The sequence below is a fragment of the Klebsiella sp. M041 genome, from assembly GCF_059759695.1.
The window spans coordinates 1-22,940 of record NZ_JCAXWU010000003.1; the positions used below are offsets into that span (position 1 = coordinate 1).

At 59.3% G+C, this 22,940-nt stretch carries 23 protein-coding genes; 12 read left to right on the forward strand and 11 right to left on the reverse strand.

The window, feature by feature from the left end:
• Positions 1–260 precede the first annotated feature (260 nt).
• Positions 261–458, forward strand: coding sequence for a DUF2574 family protein (locus AC6CWS_RS03865; protein WP_074442666.1), 198 nt, complete (start codon positions 261–263; stop codon positions 456–458).
• A gap of 322 nt (positions 459–780) precedes the next feature.
• The gene (locus AC6CWS_RS03870; protein ID WP_004204117.1) at positions 781–1,098 is read left to right on the forward strand and encodes a hypothetical protein; all 318 of its coding nucleotides are present in this window, start codon (positions 781–783) and stop codon (positions 1,096–1,098) included.
• 41 nt (positions 1,099–1,139) lie between these two features.
• On the opposite strand, the gene AC6CWS_RS03875 is transcribed toward AC6CWS_RS03870, so the two are convergent.
• The 4 genes from AC6CWS_RS03875 to trpS form a co-directional block, all read right to left on the reverse strand.
• A complete protein-coding gene (locus AC6CWS_RS03875; RefSeq protein WP_065883216.1) occupies positions 1,140–2,264 on the reverse strand; it encodes an ABC transporter permease in 1,125 nt (374 codons plus the stop codon).
• Positions 2,264–5,008: a ribosome-associated ATPase/putative transporter RbbA gene (rbbA, locus tag AC6CWS_RS03880; protein WP_065883218.1), complete on the reverse strand. Its 2,745-nt coding sequence runs from the start codon at positions 5,006–5,008 to the stop codon at positions 2,264–2,266. The genes AC6CWS_RS03875 and rbbA overlap by 1 nt, the downstream gene beginning before the upstream one ends.
• On the reverse strand, positions 5,005–6,072 hold the full coding sequence (locus AC6CWS_RS03885; protein ID WP_065883219.1) for an HlyD family secretion protein: 1,068 nt from the start codon (positions 6,070–6,072) through the stop codon (positions 5,005–5,007). Before AC6CWS_RS03885 ends, rbbA begins: the two co-directional genes overlap by 4 nt.
• A 305-nt stretch (positions 6,073–6,377) precedes the next feature.
• On the reverse strand, positions 6,378–7,385 hold the full coding sequence (trpS, locus tag AC6CWS_RS03890; protein WP_065883220.1) for a tryptophan--tRNA ligase: 1,008 nt from the start codon (positions 7,383–7,385) through the stop codon (positions 6,378–6,380).
• Between the two features lie 500 nt (positions 7,386–7,885).
• Here trpS and AC6CWS_RS03895 point away from each other — a divergent pair, with 500 nt between their 5' ends.
• Genes AC6CWS_RS03895 through AC6CWS_RS03910 form a run of 4 tightly spaced genes read left to right on the forward strand, consistent with a single transcriptional unit; the run spans position 7,886 to position 12,321 of the window.
• Entirely contained in the window at positions 7,886–8,869 is a 984-nt protein-coding gene (locus AC6CWS_RS03895; RefSeq protein WP_023291822.1) for an autoinducer 2 ABC transporter substrate-binding protein, read from the forward strand.
• 50 nt (positions 8,870–8,919) lie between these two features.
• Positions 8,920–10,404, forward strand: coding sequence for a sugar ABC transporter ATP-binding protein (locus tag AC6CWS_RS03900; protein ID WP_049014154.1), 1,485 nt, complete (start codon positions 8,920–8,922; stop codon positions 10,402–10,404).
• A complete protein-coding gene (locus AC6CWS_RS03905) occupies positions 10,397–11,368 on the forward strand; it encodes an ABC transporter permease (RefSeq protein WP_065883221.1) in 972 nt (323 codons plus the stop codon). The genes AC6CWS_RS03900 and AC6CWS_RS03905 overlap by 8 nt, the downstream gene beginning before the upstream one ends.
• Positions 11,365–12,321 carry an ABC transporter permease gene (locus AC6CWS_RS03910; RefSeq protein ID WP_023291825.1) on the forward strand — a complete coding sequence of 319 codons (957 nt, stop codon included), beginning with the start codon at positions 11,365–11,367 and terminating at the stop codon, positions 12,319–12,321. Before AC6CWS_RS03905 ends, AC6CWS_RS03910 begins: the two co-directional genes overlap by 4 nt.
• A gap of 41 nt (positions 12,322–12,362) precedes the next feature.
• On the opposite strand, the gene AC6CWS_RS03915 is transcribed toward AC6CWS_RS03910, so the two are convergent.
• Positions 12,363–13,145 carry an NAD(P)H-dependent oxidoreductase gene (locus AC6CWS_RS03915; RefSeq protein ID WP_065883223.1) on the reverse strand — a complete coding sequence of 261 codons (783 nt, stop codon included), beginning with the start codon at positions 13,143–13,145 and terminating at the stop codon, positions 12,363–12,365.
• 86 nt (positions 13,146–13,231) lie between these two features.
• Here AC6CWS_RS03915 and AC6CWS_RS03920 point away from each other — a divergent pair, with 86 nt between their 5' ends.
• Both AC6CWS_RS03920 and fosA read left to right on the forward strand, forming a co-directional pair.
• Positions 13,232–14,140 (forward strand): LysR family transcriptional regulator, encoded by a 909-nt coding sequence (locus AC6CWS_RS03920; RefSeq protein ID WP_065883226.1) that lies wholly within the window; start codon positions 13,232–13,234, stop codon positions 14,138–14,140.
• Positions 14,134–14,553: a FosA5 family fosfomycin resistance glutathione transferase gene (gene fosA / locus AC6CWS_RS03925; protein ID WP_065883228.1), complete on the forward strand. Its 420-nt coding sequence runs from the start codon at positions 14,134–14,136 to the stop codon at positions 14,551–14,553. Before AC6CWS_RS03920 ends, fosA begins: the two co-directional genes overlap by 7 nt.
• A 71-nt stretch (positions 14,554–14,624) precedes the next feature.
• Here the strand turns inward: fosA and AC6CWS_RS03930 are convergent, their stop codons facing one another.
• Entirely contained in the window at positions 14,625–16,037 is a 1,413-nt protein-coding gene (locus AC6CWS_RS03930) for an aminotransferase-like domain-containing protein (protein ID WP_023291829.1), read from the reverse strand.
• 176 nt (positions 16,038–16,213) lie between these two features.
• Here AC6CWS_RS03930 and AC6CWS_RS03935 point away from each other — a divergent pair, with 176 nt between their 5' ends.
• The 4 genes from AC6CWS_RS03935 to AC6CWS_RS03950 all read left to right on the forward strand — a co-directional run bounded on the left by AC6CWS_RS03935 (position 16,214) and on the right by AC6CWS_RS03950 (position 19,135).
• Complete coding sequence (locus AC6CWS_RS03935) at positions 16,214–16,378, forward strand: DUF1127 domain-containing protein (protein ID WP_044525273.1); 165 nt, start codon at positions 16,214–16,216, stop codon at positions 16,376–16,378.
• Positions 16,379–16,542: 164 nt separating this feature from the next.
• On the forward strand, positions 16,543–17,007 hold the full coding sequence (locus AC6CWS_RS03940; protein ID WP_023291830.1) for a MarR family winged helix-turn-helix transcriptional regulator: 465 nt from the start codon (positions 16,543–16,545) through the stop codon (positions 17,005–17,007).
• A 6-nt stretch (positions 17,008–17,013) separates the two neighbouring features.
• Positions 17,014–18,081: an HlyD family secretion protein gene (locus AC6CWS_RS03945; RefSeq protein WP_004204152.1), complete on the forward strand. Its 1,068-nt coding sequence runs from the start codon at positions 17,014–17,016 to the stop codon at positions 18,079–18,081.
• Positions 18,071–19,135, forward strand: a complete 1,065-nt coding sequence (locus tag AC6CWS_RS03950) for a DUF2955 domain-containing protein (RefSeq protein WP_064158455.1) — start codon at positions 18,071–18,073, stop codon at positions 19,133–19,135. The genes AC6CWS_RS03945 and AC6CWS_RS03950 overlap by 11 nt, the downstream gene beginning before the upstream one ends.
• On the opposite strand, the gene AC6CWS_RS03955 is transcribed toward AC6CWS_RS03950, so the two are convergent.
• The 5 genes from AC6CWS_RS03955 to mdtM all read right to left on the reverse strand — a co-directional run bounded on the left by AC6CWS_RS03955 (position 19,132) and on the right by mdtM (position 22,921).
• Entirely contained in the window at positions 19,132–19,386 is a 255-nt protein-coding gene (locus tag AC6CWS_RS03955) for a putative Se/S carrier protein (protein ID WP_023291833.1), read from the reverse strand. The genes AC6CWS_RS03950 and AC6CWS_RS03955 overlap by 4 nt on opposite strands.
• Positions 19,383–20,150, reverse strand: coding sequence for a putative 2-hydroxyacyl-CoA dehydratase activator YjiL (yjiL, locus tag AC6CWS_RS03960; RefSeq protein ID WP_023291834.1), 768 nt, complete (start codon positions 20,148–20,150; stop codon positions 19,383–19,385). The genes AC6CWS_RS03955 and yjiL overlap by 4 nt, the downstream gene beginning before the upstream one ends.
• A 9-nt stretch (positions 20,151–20,159) precedes the next feature.
• On the reverse strand, positions 20,160–21,311 hold the full coding sequence (locus AC6CWS_RS03965) for a double-cubane-cluster-containing anaerobic reductase (protein WP_065883230.1): 1,152 nt from the start codon (positions 21,309–21,311) through the stop codon (positions 20,160–20,162).
• Between the two features lie 97 nt (positions 21,312–21,408).
• Positions 21,409–21,648 (reverse strand): DUF2164 domain-containing protein, encoded by a 240-nt coding sequence (locus tag AC6CWS_RS03970; RefSeq protein ID WP_004204157.1) that lies wholly within the window; start codon positions 21,646–21,648, stop codon positions 21,409–21,411.
• A gap of 25 nt (positions 21,649–21,673) precedes the next feature.
• Positions 21,674–22,921 (reverse strand): multidrug efflux MFS transporter MdtM, encoded by a 1,248-nt coding sequence (mdtM, locus tag AC6CWS_RS03975; RefSeq protein ID WP_065883232.1) that lies wholly within the window; start codon positions 22,919–22,921, stop codon positions 21,674–21,676.
• Between the last annotated feature and the right edge of the window lie 19 nt (positions 22,922–22,940).

Sequence of the window (22,940 nt, forward strand, 5' to 3'; positions counted from 1 at the left end):
GAACTGCCAGGCATCAAATAAAGCAGAAAGCTCAGTCGAAAGACTGAGCTTTTTGTTTTTGCGTTTAAAAAGAACCCCGTCCCGAAAGGTGCGGGGTTTTTTGCTGTGTGGGGTACGCCTCCCCCGGTGGCGCTGCGCTTACCGGGGCTACGGATCCGACATGGGGCTACGCCCCTCCTGTGGCGCGGACAAGATAGGTCGCACCGACTCAGGGAAAAATATCGCCTGAAGTCCTGCTACTGCTTCGCTAACCCGTCAACCTGACGCTCTCCGGGCGGGTGGTGTCAGAAACCTGCAACACGGGTATGGTGAATAAACAACCTCTGCAACGCTGCGGAAAAAATACCTATCTTTTTGCCTCGCAAAATACTGAGAATTACGCGCGTGGTGTGGTCGATCGTATCGTGAATTTATCCAATGATACGAGTCGAAAAATAATTATCTGTAGCAACGATTAAATATCTCTCTCTATTTCCGCGCTATTATCTTGTGCTCTGTGAAATAATAGCGATGCTTCTTCTTTAGGGATATTAACGCGTTAGCGAAATTACGAAATTATTTCCGCCGCTGAGGACTTCACTCCCCATTTATTGCAACAATGGGTATGCATCTTGCCGGTTTTTGGGCTTGATCCGCTATATCATTAACACTTTGTTAACTTGATCTGGTTTATATGACAGCAAATTTGATATACAAAGAGGGATGATTGCCTGTATGGATGCTGTCCGACGTACCTTGCGCTATCTGCACTGGTTATCGGCTGGCAATATGAGAATAGAAATGAAAATCCTGCTTAACTGGTCGCCGTTGCGCCGGCTCTTCACCTACCTTCAGGAGCGCTTTACCTTTCTGGTGCTGCTCTGCTGGCCAGCGATAATCTGGCTGTTCTGCCGGGTCGGCGTGTGGCTGACGGATAACCTGTATGAACTGCTGGGGAAATCACCCGCCCAGTCCTTCACTGTCTATCTGCAGCCGTTTATGACCCCCGGCACGCTGCTGCGCATCTCCATCAGCTGGGTGGTGCTGCTGTTCATTCTCTTCAGCATGGCGATGGCCTTCACCTGGGGTCTTCGCCACTTTATGAATCGCCACAAATAAACCATTCGGGCCGCCGGGAGTCGACGGCCCTTCTTAAGCCCTTACGCCATCTGACCAATCGTTTTGCGAAAACGCAGCAGGGCGATAGTAAAGAACACCGCTCCGATAGCCAGCAAGGTTAAGAACTGCGGCCAGACGATACTGAAGCTGGCGCCGCGGTAGAGAATCGCCTGCGCCAGACTGACGAAGTGGGTGGTCGGCATGGTCAACATGATATCCTGAACCAGCTGCGGCATACTTTCCCGCGGCGTGGAGCCGCCAGAGAGCATCTGCAGCGGCAGCAGCACCAGGATCATCAGCAGCCCCAGCTGCGGCATCGAGCGGGCGAGGGTGCCCATAAAAATGCCGATCGAGGTGGTGGCGAACAGGCTGAGCGCCACCCCCAGCATAAACAGAGGAATCGACCCCTCAATGGGCACCTGCAAAATCCCCTGAACCATCAGCAGCAGCGACAGCCCGGAGACCACCAGCACCACCAGCCCCATCGACCAGATCTTGGCCATCATGATCTCAAACGGCGTAACCGGCATCACCAGCAGGTGCTCGATGGTACCGTGCTCGCGCTCGCGGATCAGCGCCGAGCCGGTGAGGACAATAGCCAGCATGGTGATGTTGTTGATGATCGCCATCACCGCGCCAAAGCGCTCCTGTTCCAGATTAGGGTTAAAGCGCATTCTTACCGCCAGCTCTACCGGCAGCACCGTGTTCTCCCGGTAGCGGGCAATGAAGCTGTTTACTTCGCCGCTGATAATATTCTGGATATAGCCGTTGCCGGTAAAAGCCTGGCTCATGCGTGTGGCGTCGACGTTGACCTGCACTTCCGGCTGGCGGCCGGCCAGTACATCGCGCTGGAAATTTGGCGGAATATTGATGGCGAAAGTGTAGCGCCCGGCATCCAGGCCGGCGTCCATCTCATCGGCGGTGATCAGCTCCGGTTCGAGAAACCAGGGGCGGTAGAAAGCGTTAATGATGCGTGAAGAGAGCTGCGACTTATCCATATCGGCAACCGCAATTGGCGCCAGGTGCAGCGAGCCGGGCATCACCGTAGCTGAGGAGTACACCGACACGGTAAACGCAAACACGATCAGCGCCAGCATCGCTTTATCACCCAGCAGGCTGCGCAGCTCTTTAACGCCGAGGTTATAAATATTGCGTAATCCGCGCATCATCCCTCCTGTTTCTTCAGCAGCAACACGCTCAGCCCGAGCACCAGCGGCACCGCAATCAGTAGGGGAATAAAGGAGCCCCACAAATCGCTGAGATTCAGCGCCTTGGAGAAGGTGCCGCGGGCGATAGTCAGGAAGTGGCTGGTCGGGTAGATTTGTCCAATCCAGCGCCCGGGGCCTTCCAGCGACGCCACCGGATCGATCATCCCGGAGAACTGGGTCGCCGGGATGAGCGTAATGATGGCGGTGCCGAAGATGGCGGCGATTTGGCTCTTCATAAAGGTTGAGATCAGCAGTCCCAGTCCGGTGGCGATGGTGACATAGAGCAGCGCCGCCAGGCTCAGCGTCAGGAAGCTGCCCTTATGTGATACGCCAAAGACGAAGACCGACAGCGCGCACAGCAAAAAGAAGTTAAACATTCCCAGTACGATGTAAGGCACCTGCTTGCCGAGCAGGAATTCGCTGCGGGTGGTCGGCGTCACGTACAGGTTGATGATCGACCCGAGCTCCTTCTCGCGTACCACGCTCAGGGCGCTGAGCATCGCCGGGATCATCATCAGCAGCAGCGGGATCACCGCCGGGACGATGGCCGGCAGGCTCTTCACGTCCGGATTATAGCGATAGCGGGTCTCAATGGAGATGAGAGAGGTAGCGCGCTGCGGACTGCTCTGCCGGGCAGCCATCTCCTGCAGCCAGGCCAGATGCATGGCCTGCACGTAGCCGCGTACCGTTTCCGCGCGGTTTGGCATTGCGCCATCCACCCAGACACCGATTTGCACCGGCGTGCCGCGGGCGATATCGCGGCCAAAGTTCGGCGGGATCTCTATCGCCACCGCCAGCTCGCCGTCGCGCATCCGCCGGTCGAGCTCATCGTAACTGCGCAGCGGCGCCTGTTCGATAAAGTAGCGTGAGCCAGCGATATTCTGCGACCAGCCCTGACTGCTGAGGGTTTGATCGCGGTCGAGTACCGCAAAGCGCAGATCCTCGACGTCCATGCTGATCCCATAGCCCATGATAAACATCAGGATCACCGTTCCCAGCAGCGCCAGCGTCGAGCGCACCGGATCGCGGCGCAGCTCAAGCGCCTCGCGGCGGCTGTAGCTGAACAGCCGTTGCAGACTGAAGGCCTGGCGCGGGGCCGCGCGTTCTGGATGGGATGCTGCAGCAGGCGCAGGTTCCTCAGGAGCTGCGGCGGTTGGCTGCGCCTCCTGGAGCCAGGCGATAAACGCCTCTTCGAGGCTGGCGGCACCGCGCTGCTCGACCAGCGCCTGCGGCGTATCGCTGGCCAGCACCTTGCCGGCGTGCATCAGCGAGATGCGGTCGCAGCGTTCTGCCTCATTCATAAAGTGGGTGGAGATAAAAATGGTCACCCGATCCTGACGCGCGAGGTCGACCATCAGCTGCCAGAACATATCCCGTGCCACCGGATCGACCCCGGAGGTGGGTTCGTCGAGGATCAGCATTTCCGGGCGATGGATGACCGCCACCGCCAGCGACAGACGCTGACGGATGCCCAGCGGCAGGGCGGTGGGCAGGGCGTCTTCCACTTCGCTGAGCATGAAGCGCTCGCTCATTTCCGCCACCCGCCCGGGGATCTCGCCGTCCGGAATATGAAACAGGCGGGCGTGCAGTTCGAGGTTTTGCCGGACGGTCAGTTCGCTATAGAGCGAGAAAGCCTGCGACATATAGCCCACCCGCTGGCGGGTGGCGATATCTTTCGGGTCGACCGGCTGGCCGAACAGCCAGGCTTCGCCTTCGCTGGCGGGCAGCAGGCCGGTGAGCATCTTCATGGTGGTGGATTTGCCGCAGCCGTTGGAGCCGAGGAAGCCGAAGATTTCACCGCGGGCGATGCGGAAGTTAACGTGGTCGACGGCGACGAAGTCGCCAAAGCGCATGGTCAGCCCACGGGCTTCGATGGCGATCTCTTCCTCGCGGTCGTCGCGCGGTGGGATTACCACTGCCTTATGCGCCTGGCGCTGCGCTTCCGGCAGCAGGGCGATAAACGCCTGCTCCAGCGTCTGACTGCCGGTCTGCGCTTTCAGCTCCGCAGCGGTACCGGTCGCCAGCACCTCGCCGGCGTTCATCGCCACCAGCCAGTCAAAGCGCTCAGCCTCTTCCATGTAGGCGGTAGCCACCAGTACGCTCATCTCCGGCTGGCGCTGACGAATGCTGTCGATAAGCTCCCAGAACTGCGCCCGGGAAAGCGGGTCGACGCCGGTGGTGGGTTCATCGAGGATCAGCAGCTGCGGGTCGTGGATAAGGGCGCAACAGAGCCCCAGCTTTTGCTTCATCCCGCCGGAGAGCTTACCCGCCGGGCGATCGCGAAACGGCGCCAGCCCGGTGCTCTGCAGCAGCTCGTTGATACGAGATTCGCGTTCGGCTTTATCGTGGCCAAACAGGCGGGCGAAGAAGTCGACGTTTTCATACACCGAAAGGGTGTGATAGAGGTTTTTCCCCAGTCCCTGCGGCATCCAGGCAATCTTCGGGCACACCTCGCGGCGGTGATGAACGTCGCGCATATCCCCGCCGAGCACCATCACGTTACCCTGCTCAATGGCCCGCGCCCCGGCGATGAGAGAGAGCAGGCTCGATTTGCCGACGCCGTCCGGGCCAATCAGGCCGACCATGCGCCGCGCCGGGATCACCAGACTGATATCCCGCAGCGCCACGGTGGTGCCAAAGCGCTGGCCAACGTTGTCCAGCCGGGCGACGGGGGGCGAGGTATCCTGTGGCGTCAGTATCATTGCGGCAACCTTACCGTCAGGGCTTCAGGCCAGGACAGCTGGTTATCCAGCCGCACGTAAGCCATGCCGGGCAGACCGGTTTTGACATACTCCAGGTGCTGCGCCAGCAGCTCCGGCGGGATACGCGCTTTGACGCGGAACATCAGTTTGAGACGCTCGTCGCGGGTCTCCACCGTTTTCGGCGTGAACTGGGCGACGCTGGCGACAAAGCTGATATTGGCCGGGATCACCAGATCCGGAGCGGCATCGAGGATCAAGCGCGCTTCGCTGCCGAGCGCCAGCAGACCTGCCTGTTCGGTGGGCAGAAAGAAAGTCATATAGACGTCGGCGAGATCGACCATATTCAGCACCCGGCCACCGGCGGCCAGGACTTCGCCTGGCTCAGCGACGCGATACTGAACGCGGCCGTCGCGGGGGGCTTTCAGCTCGCTATCGTCAATATCGGCGAGGATCCGCCGCTCGGTCGCCTGGGCGGCTTCGACGCGGGTTTGCGCCTGAATAATACTGGTGCGGGCAGCTTCGATGGCGGCGCGGGCGGCAGAGACCTGGGCTTTCGCCGACTCCAGCGCCGCGCGGGCGCTCTCTGCTGCCGCGCGATCGTCATCCAGCTGCTGGGCGGAGACGGCGCCGCGCTGGGAGAGAGTGTGCGAGCGGACGTGACGTTTCGCCGTGGAGTCGAGCTCCGCCTGACGCTGCTTCACTACCGCTTCGCTGGCGCGCATTTCACTTTGCCGCTGATCGAGCAAGGCTCTGGCGGCCAGGACCGCGCTTTCCGCTTCCTTGATTTGCGCGGCGGCTTCAAGACGCTGCTCGTTCAGTACACGGGTATCCATTCTCGCCAGCACCTCTCCCTGGTGCACGAACTGACCCTCTTTGACCAGAATGGTGTCGATACGCCCGGCGATTTTGCTGGCAATATCCACCTCGGTGGCTTCGATTCGTCCGTTGCTACTGGCAAAACCCTCCGGGAGGCCCGGCGGGCGCAGCAGCCACCATGCTGCGGCGGCGAGTACCACCAGTAAGCCGACAAAATACCCTGTCCAACGTTTCTTTATTTTGTCCATACGCGACTCGCTTGATTCCCTGTGCGAAGTGATACGCGTGTCTTCTCCGGCGGGCGGAGCGTCCTCCTTGCGAAGGACGAATGAGTGGGGAAGGGCCGCTGACGCAGCGCTCTACCGCGTCGATGCGCAGCCGAACGCTGTACTACTTATGTGGTCATCATCAGCGATCCTGGCCTTAATGAAACACGCATAGTGAGAGCTACCGTTAACGTGATAGTAACATTCGCGGCGGTGTTGTCCACACTAAAGGCAGGGTCTTGTCGACGCGTTAACAAAATATCCACTACCGGAAACCTTTCATCACCTCAGAACAGGACCGGCAGCCCCAGACCTCGTTTCACTTCATGCAGCGTCTGCTGCGTCAACTGGTGGGCGCGCTCGCTGCCCTGACGCAACAATTCCAGCAGCATCCCTTTATCCTGAATAAAGGTGGCCCGCCGTTCGCGGATCGGCGCCAGGAGCGCCTGCAGGCAGGTTTCCAGTTCATTCTTACACTGGCGATCCCCCAGCCCGCCGCGCTGATAGTGGGCTTTCATCTCAGCCACCCGCGCCTTATCGCTATGGAAAGCGTCGAGATAGGTGAACACCACGTTGCCGTCGACATGGCCCGGATCGCTGACTCTCAGGTGCGTTGGGTCGGTATACATCGCGCTGACCGCGCGGTGGATCTCCTCTTCACTGGCCGATAACGTCAGCGTATTGCCCAGCGATTTCGACATTTTGGCGTTGCCGTCGACGCCCGGCAGGCGGCTCACTTCGCTGAGGAGCGCCTTGCAGTGACGCAGCACTGGCGCGCCGGTGAGGCTATTCATCTTATGGACGATCTCGTTGGTCTGCTCAATCATCGGTAGCTGATCGTCGCCCACTGGCACCAGCTCGGCCTTGAAGGCGGTGATATCTGCCGCCTGGCTAATCGGATAGGCAAGAAAGCCCACCGGCAGCGAACGGGCGAATCCTTTCTGGGCAATCTCATTCTTGACCGTCGGATTACGTTCCACGCGGGCGACGGTGACGATATTCATATACAGCGCGCTGAGCTCCGCCAGCGCCGGCAGGGCGGACTGCAGGCAAATAGTGGTGAGCCTGGGGTCAATGCCGACGGCCAGATAATCGGCCATCACTTCGAGGATATGGTGGCTAACTTTTTGCGGATTGCTGCCGTTGTCAGTGAGCCCTTGCAGGTCGGCGATCAGGATAAACTGCTGGTGGTCGTGCTGCAGCGCGACGCGCTGGCGCAGCGAGCCGACGTAATGGCCAAGATGTAGCTGGCCGGTGGGGCGGTCGCCGGTGAGAATGGTTTGCGGGTGGTTCATCAGGAACTCCTTATCAGACTGTTCAGCCGAAAGACGTCCTGAAAACACCAAAGCCGCCTTCCGGCGGCTTTGAAAATGGAAACGTATATCGTGCCGCCTGTTATGCAGGCAGCCACCAACGGCGGGGATAGGTCACGATCGCGTTTCTGTTCATCTTTTTATCCTGCCACGGAATAGGCCAAGAGCGCAATCAAAAACCATATGATTTTTCTGGTATTATTTTTTTGTTGTTTTGCGGTAAATGACCAGACGGGAAAATAGGTTTTCTCATAGACCTGATAATTATTATGGAACAATAAAGTATGTTGCAGGCTTTTTGTGAAAAAGCTCACGTCACAGGATTATAGTATTATTATCCATATTTATAGCTGGATATTACCTGTCTGCTGTTACATCTTGTGTTTATTCTCTTCTAAATTATTAACATTATTACTATTTATATCTTTTTTCCATTTTGCGTCATACCCCTGTCTGACTACAACGTATTGAGGCTAATTATTATGCATAAACGTCTGGTCGTTAATATTTTTTCATCCTTGCTGTTGGGGGCTGCGCTTATTTCCGCGCCGGTATATGCGGCGGAAAAAACGGTAGTCAATATTTCAAAAGTAGATGGCATGCCATGGTTTAACCGGATGGGTGAAGGGGTAGTCCAGGCTGGGAAAGAGTTTAACCTCAACGCCTCTCAGGTTGGGCCGTCCAGCACCGACGCGCCGCAGCAGGTGAAAATTATTGAGGACCTGATTGCACGTAAAGTGGATGCCATCACTATCGTGCCTAACGATGCCAACGTGCTGGAGCCGGTATTCAAAAAAGCCCGTGACGCCGGCATCGTCGTGCTGACCAACGAATCGCCCGGGCAGCCGAGCGCCAACTGGGATGTGGAGATCATCGATAACGAGAAGTTCGCCGCTGAATATGTGGAGCATATGGCCAAGCGGATGGGTGGCAAAGGCGGCTACGTTATCTATGTAGGTAGTCTTACGGTACCGCAGCACAACCTGTGGGCCGATCTGCTGGTGAAATACCAAAAAGAGCATTATCCGGACATGCATGAAGTCACCCGCCGCATGCCGGTAGCGGAAAGTGTTGATGATTCCCGCCGTACCACGCTCGATCTAATGAAAACTTATCCGGATTTGAAAGCGGTGGTCTCTTTTGGTTCGAATGGTCCGATTGGCGCGGGGCGCGCGGTGAAAGAGAAGCGTGCGAAAAACAAAGTTGCGGTCTACGGGATGATGATCCCATCGCAGGCGGCCTCCCTCATTAAGAGTGGTGATATTACAGAAGGCATTACCTACGATCCGGCGACAGCCGGCTATGCCCTCGCGGCCGTCGCCAGCACCCTGCTGAACGGCAAATCCATTGAGCCAGGATTTGAACTGAAAGAGCTCGGTAAAGCGGATGTCGATAGCGACAAGCATATTATCCGCTTCCATAAAGTGCTGCTGGTAAATAAAGACAATATTGATTCGCTCTACTAATCCATCTTCCGGGGCGCCTGGCGCCCCGGCTTAACCTGCCAGGGGATGTTATGGAACCTTTCCTTTCCCTTCGTCACGTCAGCAAAACCTTCCACGCCAACCGCGCGCTCAATGATATCAGCATCGATTTTATGCCCGGGGAAGTACACTGCCTGGCCGGGCAGAACGGTTGCGGGAAGTCGACGTTGATCAAAATTATCTCCGGCGTCTATCGCCCGGATGAGGGCGCGGCGATGGAGCTGGGCGGCAAGACGTGGCCCAGACTGACGCCTGCGGCCTCTGTCGCCCATGGGATCCAGGTGATTTATCAGGATCTGTCGCTGTTTCCCAATCTCAGCGTGTGGGAGAACATTGCCATCAACCACTATCACCGCGGCGTGCTGGTAAAGCGCAGCGAACTGCGGCGCAGTGCGGAGCAGGCGATGCGGAGTATTAACGTCTCGCTGCCGCTTGATGCCACCGTTGAGTCGCTCTCCATCGCCCGCTGCCAGCTGGTGGCGATCTGCCGCGCGCTGGCGCAGGACGCCCGGCTTATCATTATGGATGAACCCACGGCCTCATTGACCCATCAGGAAGTGGAGGGGCTACTGAATGTCGTGCGCCAGCTACGTGAGAGGGGGATCTGCATCGTCTTCGTTAGCCACCGTCTGGAAGAGGTCATGGCCGTATCGGATCGCATCAGCGTGCTGAAGGATGGCAATCTGGTCGGCACCTTACCGGCGGCAGAGGTGACTACTCGGCGACTCGGTTTTCTGATGACGGGCCAGGAGTTTGATTATCAGGTGCGCGACCTGTGGCAAGGGAAGGGCAGCACGCCGGTACTGGAAGTGCGCAATCTCAGCCGCAAGGGGGAATATCACAACGTCTCTCTGAAGGTCGAAGCCGGAGAAGTGGTGTCGATAGTCGGCCTGCTGGGTGCGGGGCGAACAGAGTTGTGCCTGAGCCTTTTCGGCATGACCCGCCCCGACAGCGGCGAGATCCTGATAAATGGCCAACCGGTGCGGTTGCGTAGCAATCAGGACGCTATCCGCCACGGTATCGGCTATGTCTCTGAGGACCGTATGTCACGCGGCCTGGTGATGAGTCAGTCGATTGAAAATAACATCATCAGCACGGTGTTTCATAAAGTGAAAGGCACTTGCGGACTATTGAGTGACAGTAAAGCTCAGCAACTGGTCGCGAGAATGGTCAACGCGTTGACCATTAAAGCGCCGGATACGCATTTGCCGGTGAATACCCTCTCCGGCGGCAATGCCCAACGCGTCTCTATCGCCAAATGGCTGGCGATCGCCCCTAAGCTGCTGATCCTTGATAGCCCGACGGTGGGGGTGGATATCGCAAACAAAGCCGGGATCTATCATATCATCAGCGATTTGGCTGCCCATGGCATCGCCGTGCTGATGATTTGTGACGAGATCGAAGAGGCGTGGTACCAGAGTCATCGCATCCTGGTGATGAAGCAGGGCGAATTGACACATAGCTTCCTGCCGGACAGCAGTAACCAACAGCAGATAGCGGAGGTGGTTAATGGCTAATCTGTTGAAACAACATGAATTCTGGTTAGGTATGTTTATTATCGCGCTGTGCCTGATGCTGGGCTGGCGCAGTGAGGAATTTTTCACTTTCGGTAATATTTACGACCTCGCTAATAACTACGCGATGCTGACTATCCTCGCCTGTGGCCTGTTCGTGGTGCTGATCGCCGGCGGGATTGATATCTCCTTCCCGGCCATGACCATTATCGCCCAGTACGGTATGGTAGTGATGCTGCAAAAAGTGGGCGGCAACTTCGCGGTGGCCTTTGTGCTTGCCGGCGGTATCGGCGTGCTACTGGGGCTGGTTAACGCGCTGTTGGTCAATCGTCTGCGGGTCCCCTCGATCATTATCACCATTTCCACGCTCAATATTTTCTACGGTTTGCTGCTGTGGTTAAGCAAAGGTGTCTGGCTCTATGACTTCCCCCCGTGGTTTGAAAAGGGGATCATGCTGTTCAAATACACCGCTGCCGATGGTTACGATTACGGCCTGGGGCTGCCGCTGCTGACGATGATAGCGGTGGTGTTGTTGACCGCGTTTATCATGAATTTCACCACCGTTGGCCGCAAGATCTATGCCATGGGCGGCAACCGGGAATCCGCCAGCCGCGTCGGCTTCAGTGTGCTCCGCCTGCAGTTGTTCGTTTATGGCTATATGGGGCTGATGTCGGGGGCCGCAGGTGTCGTGCAGGCATGGACAGTGATGACTGTCGCGCCGGATTCATTGCTGGGCTATGAGCTGACGGTGCTGGCCGCGGTGGTGCTGGGCGGTACCAGCCTGATTGGCGGGCGCGGAACCCTCACCGGTACGCTGCTGGGGGTGATTTTACTGGCGGTGATGCAGAACGGCCTGAACCTGCTGGGGGTCTCCTCCTACTGGCAGACCCTGATTACCGGGGCGATCATCGTCGTCAGTATCAGCGTAACGGCCTGGAGCCAGCATCAGAACCGGAGCTTGTTATGAAAAAATCATGGCGCAATAACGTTGAGTTTTACCTGATCGGCCTGCTGCTGCTGACGGTTATCGCCTTTAGCATTGCCATGCCAAACATCTTCTGGTCTGTCACTAATTTCCAGTCGATTGCCTCGCAAATGCCGGTGTTGGGGATCCTGGCGCTGGCGATGGCAATGACCATGCTTTGCGGCGGCATTAATCTGTCAATTATCGCGACCGCCAACGCCTGCTCGCTGGTGATGGCCTGGGTAGCGACAAGCTATCCACCGGGTGCCGCCACTGCGCTGGCGACGCTGCTGGCCGGCGGAGGGGCGGCGATGATCATTGGCCTGTGCAACGGGATACTGATCGCCGGGATCCGTGTTTCGCCGATCCTGGCGACCCTCGGTATGATGACCCTGCTCAAAGGGATAAATATTTTGATCACCGGCGGCAGCGCCATCGCTAACTATCCTCAGTGGGTGCTGTGGCTGAATCATGCCCAGTGGTTTGGTATTCCGCTACCAATGTGGCTTTTTGCGGTGGTGGCGATCGGGCTGTGGGTGCTGCTGGAGAAAAGCCCGCTGGGTCGAGCGATCATGTTGATCGGATCCAACGAGCGGGCGACCCATTATTCCGGGATCAATACCCGACGGGTGTTGATGTGGGTATATGTCATCTCGGCCCTGCTCTGCGCTGTGGCCGCGTTTCTGATGATGTCGAAGCTGAACTCAGCCAAAGCGTCTTATGGAGAATCGTATCTGTTGGTGTCGATCCTCGCGGCGGTGCTTGGCGGCGTGAATCCGGATGGCGGCAGCGGGCGCATCGTCGGGATGGTGCTAGCGCTGTTCCTGCTGCAGATCATTGAGAGTGGGTTCAATATCCTCGGTATCAGCCCCTATCTGACGATGGCGCTGTGGGGTGTATTGCTGCTGTGCTTTATCCAGGCGCGAGGCATGCTGGGGCTGGAGAGAGTCGGATAAACTACCCATCCTCGGTGGCGAAGACGGGCAGCGTTTGTCTGCTACTTGCTACGCAGATGCACCGCCAGGCCGCTTTGCCCCGGCGCCAGCTCCGGGCGCAGCGTCAGCGATGGGATCAGATAGTCGCCATGATTTTGCCGGCGAAATGGAATGGGCTCCGTTTGCCACAGCGTGTCCAGCCGCCCGGCCAGGGTGGCGCACTGGTTGGCGAACTGCGCGGCATCGGTTTTGTCCGTGCGGTAGAACACCAGCGGCGGAAGCACCTCGAAGCCGGGATAGAACAGCATACCGTGCTGAATGGGGAACAGGATGTCGTCGATGGGGCCATTGATCCCGCGCGGTGAATAGTGTTCCGCCCAGCCGCCGGCGGTGACGATCAGCATTGCCCGCTTGCCGACGAAGGTGCCTTCCCCATAGCGATCGCCCCAGTGGCGGTCGCTGTGCTCGCCGACGCCATAGGCAAAGCCCCAGGCGTATACCCGGTCGATCCAGCCTTTCATGATCGCCGGCATCGAGAACCACCACAGCGGGAACTGAAAAATCACCGTATCGGCCCACAGCAGCTTTTCCTGCTCGGCTGCGATATCCGCGCTTTGAGTTCCTTGCGAAAAGGCCTGTTTTGAATCAAGGGTCGGACGCCAGAACTCGCCGACCGGCGGCGCGCCGCTGTCGTCGGCGTCATACCCGGCCTTCCAGCGCATGGCGTAGAGATCGGACACCTGGACTTCATGACCGGCCTGCTGCAGATGACGGATGGCGAAATCTTTGAGTCCGCCATTGAGGGAGCGCGGTTCCGGATGGGCGTAAATCAGCAGTACTTTCATAACATCACCTCTGAAGTGGGAAGATCTGCAGAGTAGGAAAGCTGGCGCTATAGTAGAAATTAATTACTTCAATCCCAGGTATAGCTGTGATTAATTTACATCGTCTGGATCTCAATCTGCTGCGCACGCTCGACGTGCTGCTCAGTGAAAACAACGTCACCCGGGCGGCGCAGCGGCTGAATCTGTCGCAGCCGTCGGTGAGTATTCAGCTCGCCAGGTTACGGGAGATGTTTGCCGACCCGCTGCTGATGCCGGGCCCGCGCGGTATGCAGCCCACCGCCCGCGCCGATGAGCTTCGCCAGCCGCTGCGCGCCGCGTTAGCCGCGCTGGAGCAGGCGGTGGCGCCGGTCAGCCCTTTTGATCCGGCGACGGCGGCGGAGACCTGGCGGGTGGCGGCGACGGACTATATGGCCTCGGCGATCCTCCTGCCGATGCTGGGCAGGCTACGCCTGGCCTCTCCCGGCAGTCGGCTGGCGGTATTTGAGCTCCAGCCGGCGCGTCTGGAGCAGCAGGCGGCCAGCGATGAAGTGGATCTCTGCTTCCATACCCGCGAGGGCGCGCCGCCGGGGCTGCATCAACGCCTGCTGTTTCGCGAGCGCTACGTGCTGGCGGGCCGGGCCGGGCATCCGGCGCTGCGGCAAGGGTTGAGTCTGGAAACGTTCTGTCAGCTGGAGCAAGCGATCGTCTCCCCGGACGGGGGCGGCTTCAGCGCGGCGACCGATACCGCGCTGGCGAACCTTGGCCTGACGCGGCGGGTTGTCCTCTCCGTGCCACATTTCCTGTTTATGCTGGAGACCCTGCGCAACAGCGATTTGGTGGCGATGCTGCCGGAGCGGCTGGTGCGCGGGCAGAGCGGGCTGGCGGTCGTCGAGCCGCCGCTGGTGGTCGCCGGCTTTGAGATGCTGATGCTGTGGCACGAGCGCTGGCACCGCGACCCGGCGCATCAATGGCTGCGCCAGTTCATTGTGAATTCACTGGAGGAACAGACATGCTGAGCGGACTGAATCACCTGACCCTGGCGGTCAGCCAGCTGGCGCCGAGCGTGGCGTTTTATCAGCAGCTGCTGGGTATGACGCTGCACGCCCGCTGGGAGAGCGGCGCCTATCTCTCCTGCGGCGATCTGTGGCTATGCCTGTCGCTGGATCCGCAGCGGCGCATCACCCCGCCGGAGGAGAGCGATTACACCCATTATGCGTTTAGCATCAGCGAAGCCGATTTCGCCTGCTTCGCCGCCCGCCTGGAGGTTGCCGGCGTGGCGGCGTGGAAGCTAAACCGCAGCGAAGGCGCCTCGCACTATTTCCTCGATCCCGATGGCCACAAGCTGGAGCTGCACGTCGGCAGCCTCGCCCAGCGTCTGGCCGCCTGCCGTGAACAGCCGTATAAGGGAATGGTGTTTTTTGACCAGTGAAGCGCTTTGCTGACGCGGGATCATCCGTCCCCCCGGTAAGCGCAGCGCCACCGGGGAGAACAGGTTACACTTCACTCCATCGCCACCTTCACCGCTTCTCCCAGCTTCACCATCACCGCTTTATGTTTCTCGGTCGGCGGCAGGGCGCAGTTGATCCTGACGCAGTTGCGATACTTGCCCGCCGCGGAAAACAGCGACCCCGGCGCGACCTGGATCTTCAGCCGGCACAGCTGTTTGGCGACGCAGACCATATCCACCTGCTCCGGGAGCTCCACCCACAGCATAAAACCGCCCTTCGGCCGGGTGACGCAGATCCCGCACGGGAAAAACTCCCGCAGCCAGCAGGTGTAGATCTCCATATTGCGCTGATAGATCTGCCGCATCCGCCGCACGTGACGGTGGTAGTGGCCTTCGCGAATAAAGTTACAGGCCGCCAGCTGAGTGGAGGGGACGTTGGTGCCGCTGGCGGCATACTTCATCTGTAGCAGCTTGTCGTAGTAGCGACCGGGGGCGATCCAGCCGATGCGCAGGCCGGGGGCGATGGTTTTGGTAAAGGAGCTGCAGAGCATCACCCGGCCGTCGATATCCCAGGAGTGAATGGTGCGCGGGCGCGGGTACTCGGTGGCCAGCTCGCCGTAGATATCATCCTCGAAAATAACGATATCGTGGCGCTGGGCCAGGTTCAGCACTGCGCGCTTGCGAGCGTCCGGCATGATAAAGCCCAGCGGGTTGTTGCAGTTCGGCACCAGGATCACCCCTTTGATCGGCCACTGATCCAGCGCCAGCTCCAGGGCCTCGATGCTGATCCCGGTTTCCGGATCGGTGGGGATCTCAATCGTCTTTAATCCCAGTCCGCGCAGCATCTGCATGGTGCCGTAGTAGCAGGGGGATTCCACGGCGATGATGTCCCCAGGCTGGCACACCGACAGCAGGGCCAGCGACAGCGCGCTGTGGCAGCCGCTGGTGAGCACCAGATCGTCGGCAGTCACCACCGATCCGCCGTCGAGCATCAGGCGGGCGATCTGCTCCCGCAGCTCGCGGCGCCCGGCCAGTTCGTCATAGTTCAACACCTCAGTGAGGTTGTGCTGGATCGCCCGGCTCAGTTCGCGCCAGATGGGCTTCAGGCTTGGCTGCGTCACGTCCGGCGAGCCGCCGCCGAAGGGGATGATCGTTTTATCGTAGCGGGCGTCGAGCATGGTCAGCACCTGATCCCACTGGGTGATCTCCACCGGGCGCTGCACCGGGCGCGACATCGGCGGCACCGGCGGCTGGGCCTTGCGGGGGGCGACGAAATAGCCCGATCGCGGCTGCGGCACAATCATCTGCTGCTGCTCTAGCAGCTGATAGGCCTGCTGGACGGTGCTGATGCTGACGCCGTGCTCCTGGCTCAGGCTGCGCACCGACGGCAGTTTTTCGCCGTGGCGATACAGGCCCTGTTCAATGCGTTCGGCCAGCAGCGTCGCGAGATGTTGATAGCGGGTCATGTGTATCCTTAATTGCCGCCATACAGATGGAATAACCAGTACAGATGGCCGTAAAAAGTGGGGTCTGCTGTACGTTTTAGCTAATCTGTATGTTAAAGAAAAGTGTTTTGTGAATCTGTATTCCTTACCCCCAAATCCGTGAAGATAAAGCCTCTGGCAAGGTGAGGAGGTAGAGGATGGAATTTCACGAGAACAGGGCAAGACAGCCATTTATCGGTTTCGTACTGCTGGCGCGATTTGTCAAAAAATGGTGGCTTCGGGAGCAAACGCGCAGAGCTTTGCAGAAAATGAGCGACGAACAGCTGAAAGATATCGGCCTGCGTCGGGATCAGATCAATTAAAAAGTGCGGTTTTTTTCAGACATCATTTCTTCTTTGCCCCGGTAAGCGCTGGCGACGCCGGGGAAACATTCACGAAATTTATCAATTGATGCGACGCGACCTTCCGTTTCTTGATACTTACCCTGATAAGTATTATTTTCTTCTCAACAATGAGAGGAAAAGCTGTGACTGAAGACGAACTGTTTGCCCGCCGCCCGCTGGGGATGCGGATGGCCATGGTGGTGCGCCAGTGGCGCGCGATTATTGACTCCGCTATCACCGATACGGGACTCACCCAGTCCAGCTGGACGGTGCTGATGCAGCTGCATCAGCTGGGAGACAACGTCTCGGTCAGCGAACTGGCGGAGGTGCAGGGGATTGAACTGCCGCCGCTGACGCGCACCCTCTCATTACTGGAAAAGCAGGGCTATCTGTTGCGTTCCACATCGCCATATGACAAACGCATTCGCCTGCTGACGCTGACCGCCGAGGGGCGGGCTATTCTGGAAAAACTGAGCCGCGTGATCGAGACCTATCAGGAGCGCGTAACCCAGACCATCCCGGAGGCCGACCTCGCCACCTTCAGCGCCACGTTAAATCAAATCGCCTGCCGTTTGCGGACTATCCGCGAAGAAGATAACAAGATCTAACACACTATGATGACGCCTGAACAAAAATTTGCCCGCTGGGTACGGGTGAGTATTGCCGCTTTTCTGGGAATATTCGCCTGGTTTATCGTTGCCGATATCTGGATCCCGCTGACGCCGGACTCCACCGTCATGCGCGTGGTGACCCCGGTTTCGTCGCGGGTCTCCGGCTATGTCTCGCACGTCTACGTGCATAACAATAGCCAGGTGAAAAAGGGCGACCTGCTGTATGAGCTCGACCCAACGCCATTCATTAATAAAGTTGAAGCGGCACAGATCGCCCTTGAACAGGCGAAGCTGAGCAACCAGCAGCTGGACGCGCAAATCGCCGCCGCCCGCGCCAACCTGCGCACCGCGCAGTACACCGCCCGTAACGATAAGGTCACGCTCGATCGCTATCAGCGCCTGAGCACCATGCAGAACGTCTCGCAGTCCGATCTCGACAAGGTGCGGACCACCTGGCAGACCAGCGAGCAGTCGGTCTCGGCGCTGAACGCGCAGATCCAGAACCTGCTGATCCAGCGCGGCGAGCGCGACGATAAGCGCAACGTCACCCTGCAGAAATACCGCAACGCGCTGGAGGAGGCGCAGCTGAACCTGGCCTGGACCAAAGTGCGTGCGGAAACTGACGGCATGGTCAGCAACCTGCAGCTTAACCCGGGGATCTACGCCACCGCGGCGACGGCCGTGCTGGCGCTGGTCAACAACAATACCGATATCGTCGCTGACTTCCGTGAGAAGAGCCTGCGCCACACCGCGGTAAACACCGATGCGGCGGTGGTCTTTGACGCCCTGCCGGGGGAAGTCTTCCCGGCGCATGTCACCAGCAGCGATGCCGGGATTCTGGCGGGGCAGGAGGCGGTTAACGGTCAGCTGTCGCAGCCGGAACAGTCCACCCGCTGGGTGCGCGACGCCCAGCGAATGCGCATTCACGTCGCGCTGGATCAGCCGCTGGCGAAACCGCTGCCGACCGGCGCCCGCGCCACGGTGCAGCTGTACAATAGCGAGGGACCTTTCGCCCGTACCTTCGCCGGCCTGCAGATCCATCTGGTGAGCTGGTTGCACTATGTCTATTAATACCCTGGCGCACGTCTTTACCCCGCACGGCAATATCGTCTACACGGCGAATGATTTTCGCCAGACGGTGCGTATCGCCGTGGCCGGGACCATTGCGCTCAGCATCTCCACCTTCTACGACGTGCAGTACGGCGTATTTTTTGTGGTGTATCCGCTGATGCTGATGTCGCTGGTGCCGGTGTTCAACCGCCACGTCGCCCGCCAGTTTGTGTTCAGCGCGGCGGTGAACTGCGTCGAAATGGTATTGATCGTTGGTTATCTGTCGCAATGGCCGGTGATCATGACGCTGGTGGTGTTCGCCCTGTACGTGATGCGTTTTCGCTTTATGAGCCAGGGGCCGCTGTTTCTGCTGGGGTCGATGGGGGTGGTGTGTCAGAGTACGATGCTCAACTTTATGAGCTACCCGACCAGTAACTGGCACACCCTGATGTTCTCCAACATGGAAGCGTGCGTGCTGGCGGTGGCGCTAAGCGCGCTGCTGCATTACCTGATCCCGGACGTCGAGCCGCGCAAGCCGCCGCCGCGCATTGAAAAAGACGCCGCCCGCATCCGCCACGAGTCGCTGCTCTCCGGCACGGTGGCGACGATCATCTTCGTGGTGTTTCAGATCTGCGATCTCAGCGACTCGCTGTCAGCGCTGATGGCCGGGATCCTGATCCTGTTCCCGATGCACTATCGCGGGGCGGTGATCAGCTCGATCTGGCGCGTGGCGGGGGTGGTGCTGGCCTGTCTCTATATTCTGGTGGTGCAGTTGATTATCTATGACTTCAGCAACCACATGGTCCTGATGATGCCGCTGATTGGCCTCGGGCTGGCCTTCAGCGCCCGTCTGCACGTGATGGAGAAAGTGGGCGCCGGGGTGGGCTTCGCCAGCATCACCACCATCGGTATTATGTTTGGCCAGAATCTGCATCCCTATCAGGATCTGGTATTCAGCGATCTGTACCGCATCACCTCGGTAACGGTCTCACTGGTGGTGACGCTGACCCTGGTCTTTCTGATGCACCGCCTGCTGAACTGCTTCGCGGCGACGCGCTTTGTGGTAAGCGATTAACCTGCCGATGGGAAGGTGGCGAGACAGCGCCACGCTTCCCCGTCCTGCAGATACAACGCCGCCGTCAGCTCCGGCAGGATCCAGCTTCGCGCATCGGCTTCCGTCCCCTCCAGCAGGATGCACAGCCCGCAGCCGCTGCGCAGCTGGCGGGGAATATCTTTGACCTCGAAGGTCATTCCCGCCGCCTGCAGGGCTTTGCGCGTGCGCACCACTCCCACCGTGGAATGAAATAGAAAGAGAAAGGTTGTCATCCGCGCCTCCGCTGACGCTGGCCGATCAGCGCCGCGCCGATCGCCCCGGCATACTGGGCGTCGGGATGGGTTGTCACCGCCATGCCGACATGGCTTTCCAGCATGCGGGCAAAGGCGGCGCAGTGGCTGACGCCGCCGGTAAACAGCAGCGGTCCCTGCGCCGATAAGCGGCCGATAAAGTTCGCGCTGCGCCGGGCCATGGCGTTAATCACCCCCGCCAGAATCGCCTCCGGCGCGACCCCGGCCGACCGCAGGCTGATGACTTCCGATTCGGCGAATACCGTACACATGCTGGTGATGGCGTGCGGTTCCACGCCGTCGGTAATGACGTCCAGCTGTTCGACGCTGGCGCCGAGGGTTCGTGAAATGACCTCCAGAAAACGGCCGGTACCGGCGGCGCATTTGTCATTCATCAGAAAGTCGCTGAGATTGCCCCCGGCATCCAGCTGGATAACCTTGCTGTCCTGGCCGCCGATATCAATCACCGTGCGGGTGTCCGGCGCCAGCAGGCGGGCGCCGAGGCCATGACAGGAAATCTCCGTCACCTGTTTATCGGCAAAATCCACCAGCTGGCGGCCATAGCCGGTGAGGGTTAAAAAGGGCGTTTCCGCGAGGCCAGCGCGCAGCGTCTCCCAGGCCTCATGGATGGCGTCGGCAGGGCGAAAGGGGGTCGGGCAGAGGAAACGGCGCGTAATCACCCCGTCCGCCAGCAGGATGCCTTTCGTGGCGGTGGAGCCGGAATCAATACCAACCGTGTAGATCACGCGTGCTCCTTACAGCATTTCGATAAAGGCGGCGACGCGGGTGCTGAGCTGGCCGAGGTCCGCTGTCGAATAGTCGGTTTCAATCGCCATATAAGGAAGGTCGTGCTGCTGGCGCAGATGGCGTTTAATGGCCAGCGATTCCACGGCATAGGTATGGCAGGCCTGCAGGATGACGTCGATTACCCCGTCGGCCTGGTACTCCTCCACCATCTGGCTCAGCAGCTGCAGGCGCTGATCGTTAGGGGAAATACAGGAGCAGCCGATGGCGAGATATTTATCGGTTAAGGCGTCGTAGACGTCGCCCTCTTCCGCCACGCAGCGCTCGGTAGCCTTCGCGCCGGTGCAGTTTTCATAGCCCACCACCCAGCCGCCGTTTTCTTCGATGGCGCGAACCACTTTCTCCGCCGCCCCGCCGATCGGGCAGCCGGTGATCAGAATGCGCGGGCGTGAGGCCAGTCGTTTACCCTGCCGCCACTCCTGACGGATGCGCTCCGCCATGGTGTTGAGCTCGTCAATCAGCGCGGTTTTGTCGAAGCGGAAGGTGGCGCCATACACCACTTTCAGGATGTCGCCGCCGCTGAGAGCCGGCGGATTGAGCTGCCCGAGACGATAAAAGTGGGCCAGCGCCCGGCGTTCGCGGTTTTTCAGCACGATGGCCTCGCGCAGCGCCGCCTCGCTAATCGGCGCGCCAAACTGCGCCTCAATCACCTGCTGCAGGCGCAGGATCTCCGCTTTCCACAGGGCGCGGGAGGCCGCGTCGCTGGCGCTGTTCGGCAGCTGCATGACGTGGACCGCCTTGAACTCGGCCATGTACTCGTACATTTTCTTTTTGCCGTCGCAGGTGGTTTCCCCAACCACCAGGTCAGAGAAATAGAAGTAGGGGCATTTATCGGTTTTGCCGAAGCCGTAGCTGCTTTTGATTAACGGACAGAGGTTGCGCGGCAGATCTTTTTCCGCTTCCTCGATGGTTTCATCGGAGGTGGAGCACAGCGAGACCACCACGGCCCCCGCCGCCATGGCGATCTCCTGAGGCATAAAGGTGCAGTAGGTGCCCACCAGCGGCACGTTCTGCTCTTTAAGATCCATGACGGTGAGAAAGCCCTTCTGGCGAGCTTCCGAGAACTGGTCAAAAATGGCGGGTAGATCGGTGATAAGCGACATGGTTTTCCTTCCCCGTACACGGGAGATGCTGAAAGAATCGCCATTATAACCCTTTTGTTTGTATGCTTTTATTGATCTCCTGCGTCTGCGCGCGGCGTTAATAGACCTTCTTTAAATCCATCTCTTCCTGGATCCGCTCGCTCCATGCCAGGTGGGTGCGGATGGCCTCTTCGATACCGGCGTTGTAAAACAGCGGCCCCAGCTCCTGGGCGATAAAGTCGACAAAAAATTCAGCGTCAAACTGCTCCAGTTCGAGGTTAAACGTCTCTTCGCAGTACTTGCTGAGCCTGTCGCGCAGCAGGTCGCGCTGCGCCGGGCTGAGTTCAATCTCACTCATGATAGGGCTTTCTCCGTAAAAGGGGTCACGACTGCCGGGCTTCAATGACCGCTTGCGCACACTGATGCTGGTGGCGTAACAGTCCGGCGAGGCAGCAGGCGGCGGCGAGCCCCGCGACCACCGCCAACAGGTGGAAGGGTAGTCTCCCGCCATGGAACCACAGCCAGCGAGCGCCTTCAATCGATAAGGCGCTGACGCTGAGGATCACGATATTCAGCGAGGCGGAGACCGTGCCTTTCGGCAGGTCGTTGGAAAAGAGGGTAAAGCGGAACAGCGTCGGGAAAATCAGCCCGATGCCGAAGGCGTAGAAGCAGGTGCCGAGCACCGACCACAGCCAGACGTGCGGCCAGGCCAGATTCCCGACGATCAGGATGGCCAGGCCGAGCATCTGTACCGGCACCGCGCTCAGCACAAAGCGCGGACGGGTGGGATCTTTTACCCAGCGCGCCACCGACAGGTTGGCAATGATGACCGCGCTGAAGACCGGCACCTGGCTCCAGGCGAACTCGCTGGTGGTCAGCCCGCCGGCGTCCATTAAAATCACCGGCGATACCGCCACCCAGCTCATCAGCGGAATATAGCTCAGCGACAGCGTGGCGGCGCCGAGCAAAAAGATGCGGTTGCGAAAGACGTTGCGAAAATCGCGCAGCACGCCCAGGGGGCTGAACGGCACATCGCCGCGGCGCACCGTCTCCGGCATGGTCAACAGCAGCCCCAGCCAGGCCACCAGCCCCATGGCGGCGATAATGCCGAACAGCGCTTTCCAGTGGATAAAATGCATCAGCGCCGCGCCGGAGAGCGGGCCGACGATCGGCGCCACCAGCACGACGGAGGTGATCACCGCCATCAGCCTGATCGACCTTTTTTCCTCAAAGGCTTCCTGTACGGTGACGTAGCCGACGGTGGCGATAAAGCAGATGCTGGTGCCCTGCACGAAGCGGGCGATCAGGAACTGGGTCATGGAGGTGGTGAACAGCGTCGCCAGGCAGGCGAGGGTGAAAATCAGCGCGCCGGTGAGCAGTACCGGACGCCGTCCGATCCGGTCAGAGAGCGGCCCCAGCAGCCACTGCAGCGCCATGCCGCCGGCCATATACAGGCTCACCGAGGCTGGAGCCAGCGCCACATCGGCGTTGAAATCCCGCACCACGTGCAGGATCCCCGGCTGGATCAGGTCGGTGGTGAGATAGGCGGAAAAATCATACAGAATGAGCGCCGCCGGGAAGAACAGCGCGGCGGCGTGCCGGGTTAGCCAGCGGGTCATCCGGTGCATCATCTCGCCCTCCCTGTGGAAT

Coding starts and splice junctions, on each gene's coding strand:
- AC6CWS_RS03935 (WP_044525273.1), top strand. CDS start 16,214: ATGGAATTTCACGAGAACAGGGCAAGACAGCCATTTATCGGTTTCGTA.
- AC6CWS_RS03875 (WP_065883216.1), bottom strand. CDS start 2,264: ATGCGCGGATTACGCAATATTTATAACCTCGGCGTTAAAGAGCTGCGC.
- AC6CWS_RS03910 (WP_023291825.1), top strand. CDS start 11,365: ATGAAAAAATCATGGCGCAATAACGTTGAGTTTTACCTGATCGGCCTG.
- AC6CWS_RS03900 (WP_049014154.1), top strand. CDS start 8,920: ATGGAACCTTTCCTTTCCCTTCGTCACGTCAGCAAAACCTTCCACGCC.
- trpS (WP_065883220.1), bottom strand. CDS start 7,385: ATGAACCACCCGCAAACCATTCTCACCGGCGACCGCCCCACCGGCCAG.
- mdtM (WP_065883232.1), bottom strand. CDS start 22,921: ATGATGCACCGGATGACCCGCTGGCTAACCCGGCACGCCGCCGCGCTG.
- AC6CWS_RS03965 (WP_065883230.1), bottom strand. CDS start 21,311: ATGTCGCTTATCACCGATCTACCCGCCATTTTTGACCAGTTCTCGGAA.
- AC6CWS_RS03905 (WP_065883221.1), top strand. CDS start 10,397: ATGGCTAATCTGTTGAAACAACATGAATTCTGGTTAGGTATGTTTATT.
- AC6CWS_RS03945 (WP_004204152.1), top strand. CDS start 17,014: ATGATGACGCCTGAACAAAAATTTGCCCGCTGGGTACGGGTGAGTATT.
- AC6CWS_RS03915 (WP_065883223.1), bottom strand. CDS start 13,145: ATGAAAGTACTGCTGATTTACGCCCATCCGGAACCGCGCTCCCTCAAT.
- AC6CWS_RS03970 (WP_004204157.1), bottom strand. CDS start 21,648: ATGAGTGAGATTGAACTCAGCCCGGCGCAGCGCGACCTGCTGCGCGAC.
- rbbA (WP_065883218.1), bottom strand. CDS start 5,008: ATGATACTGACGCCACAGGATACCTCGCCCCCCGTCGCCCGGCTGGAC.
- AC6CWS_RS03930 (WP_023291829.1), bottom strand. CDS start 16,037: ATGACCCGCTATCAACATCTCGCGACGCTGCTGGCCGAACGCATTGAA.
- AC6CWS_RS03895 (WP_023291822.1), top strand. CDS start 7,886: ATGCATAAACGTCTGGTCGTTAATATTTTTTCATCCTTGCTGTTGGGG.
- AC6CWS_RS03870 (WP_004204117.1), top strand. CDS start 781: ATGAAAATCCTGCTTAACTGGTCGCCGTTGCGCCGGCTCTTCACCTAC.
- AC6CWS_RS03950 (WP_064158455.1), top strand. CDS start 18,071: ATGTCTATTAATACCCTGGCGCACGTCTTTACCCCGCACGGCAATATC.
- fosA (WP_065883228.1), top strand. CDS start 14,134: ATGCTGAGCGGACTGAATCACCTGACCCTGGCGGTCAGCCAGCTGGCG.
- AC6CWS_RS03885 (WP_065883219.1), bottom strand. CDS start 6,072: ATGGACAAAATAAAGAAACGTTGGACAGGGTATTTTGTCGGCTTACTG.
- AC6CWS_RS03955 (WP_023291833.1), bottom strand. CDS start 19,386: ATGACAACCTTTCTCTTTCTATTTCATTCCACGGTGGGAGTGGTGCGC.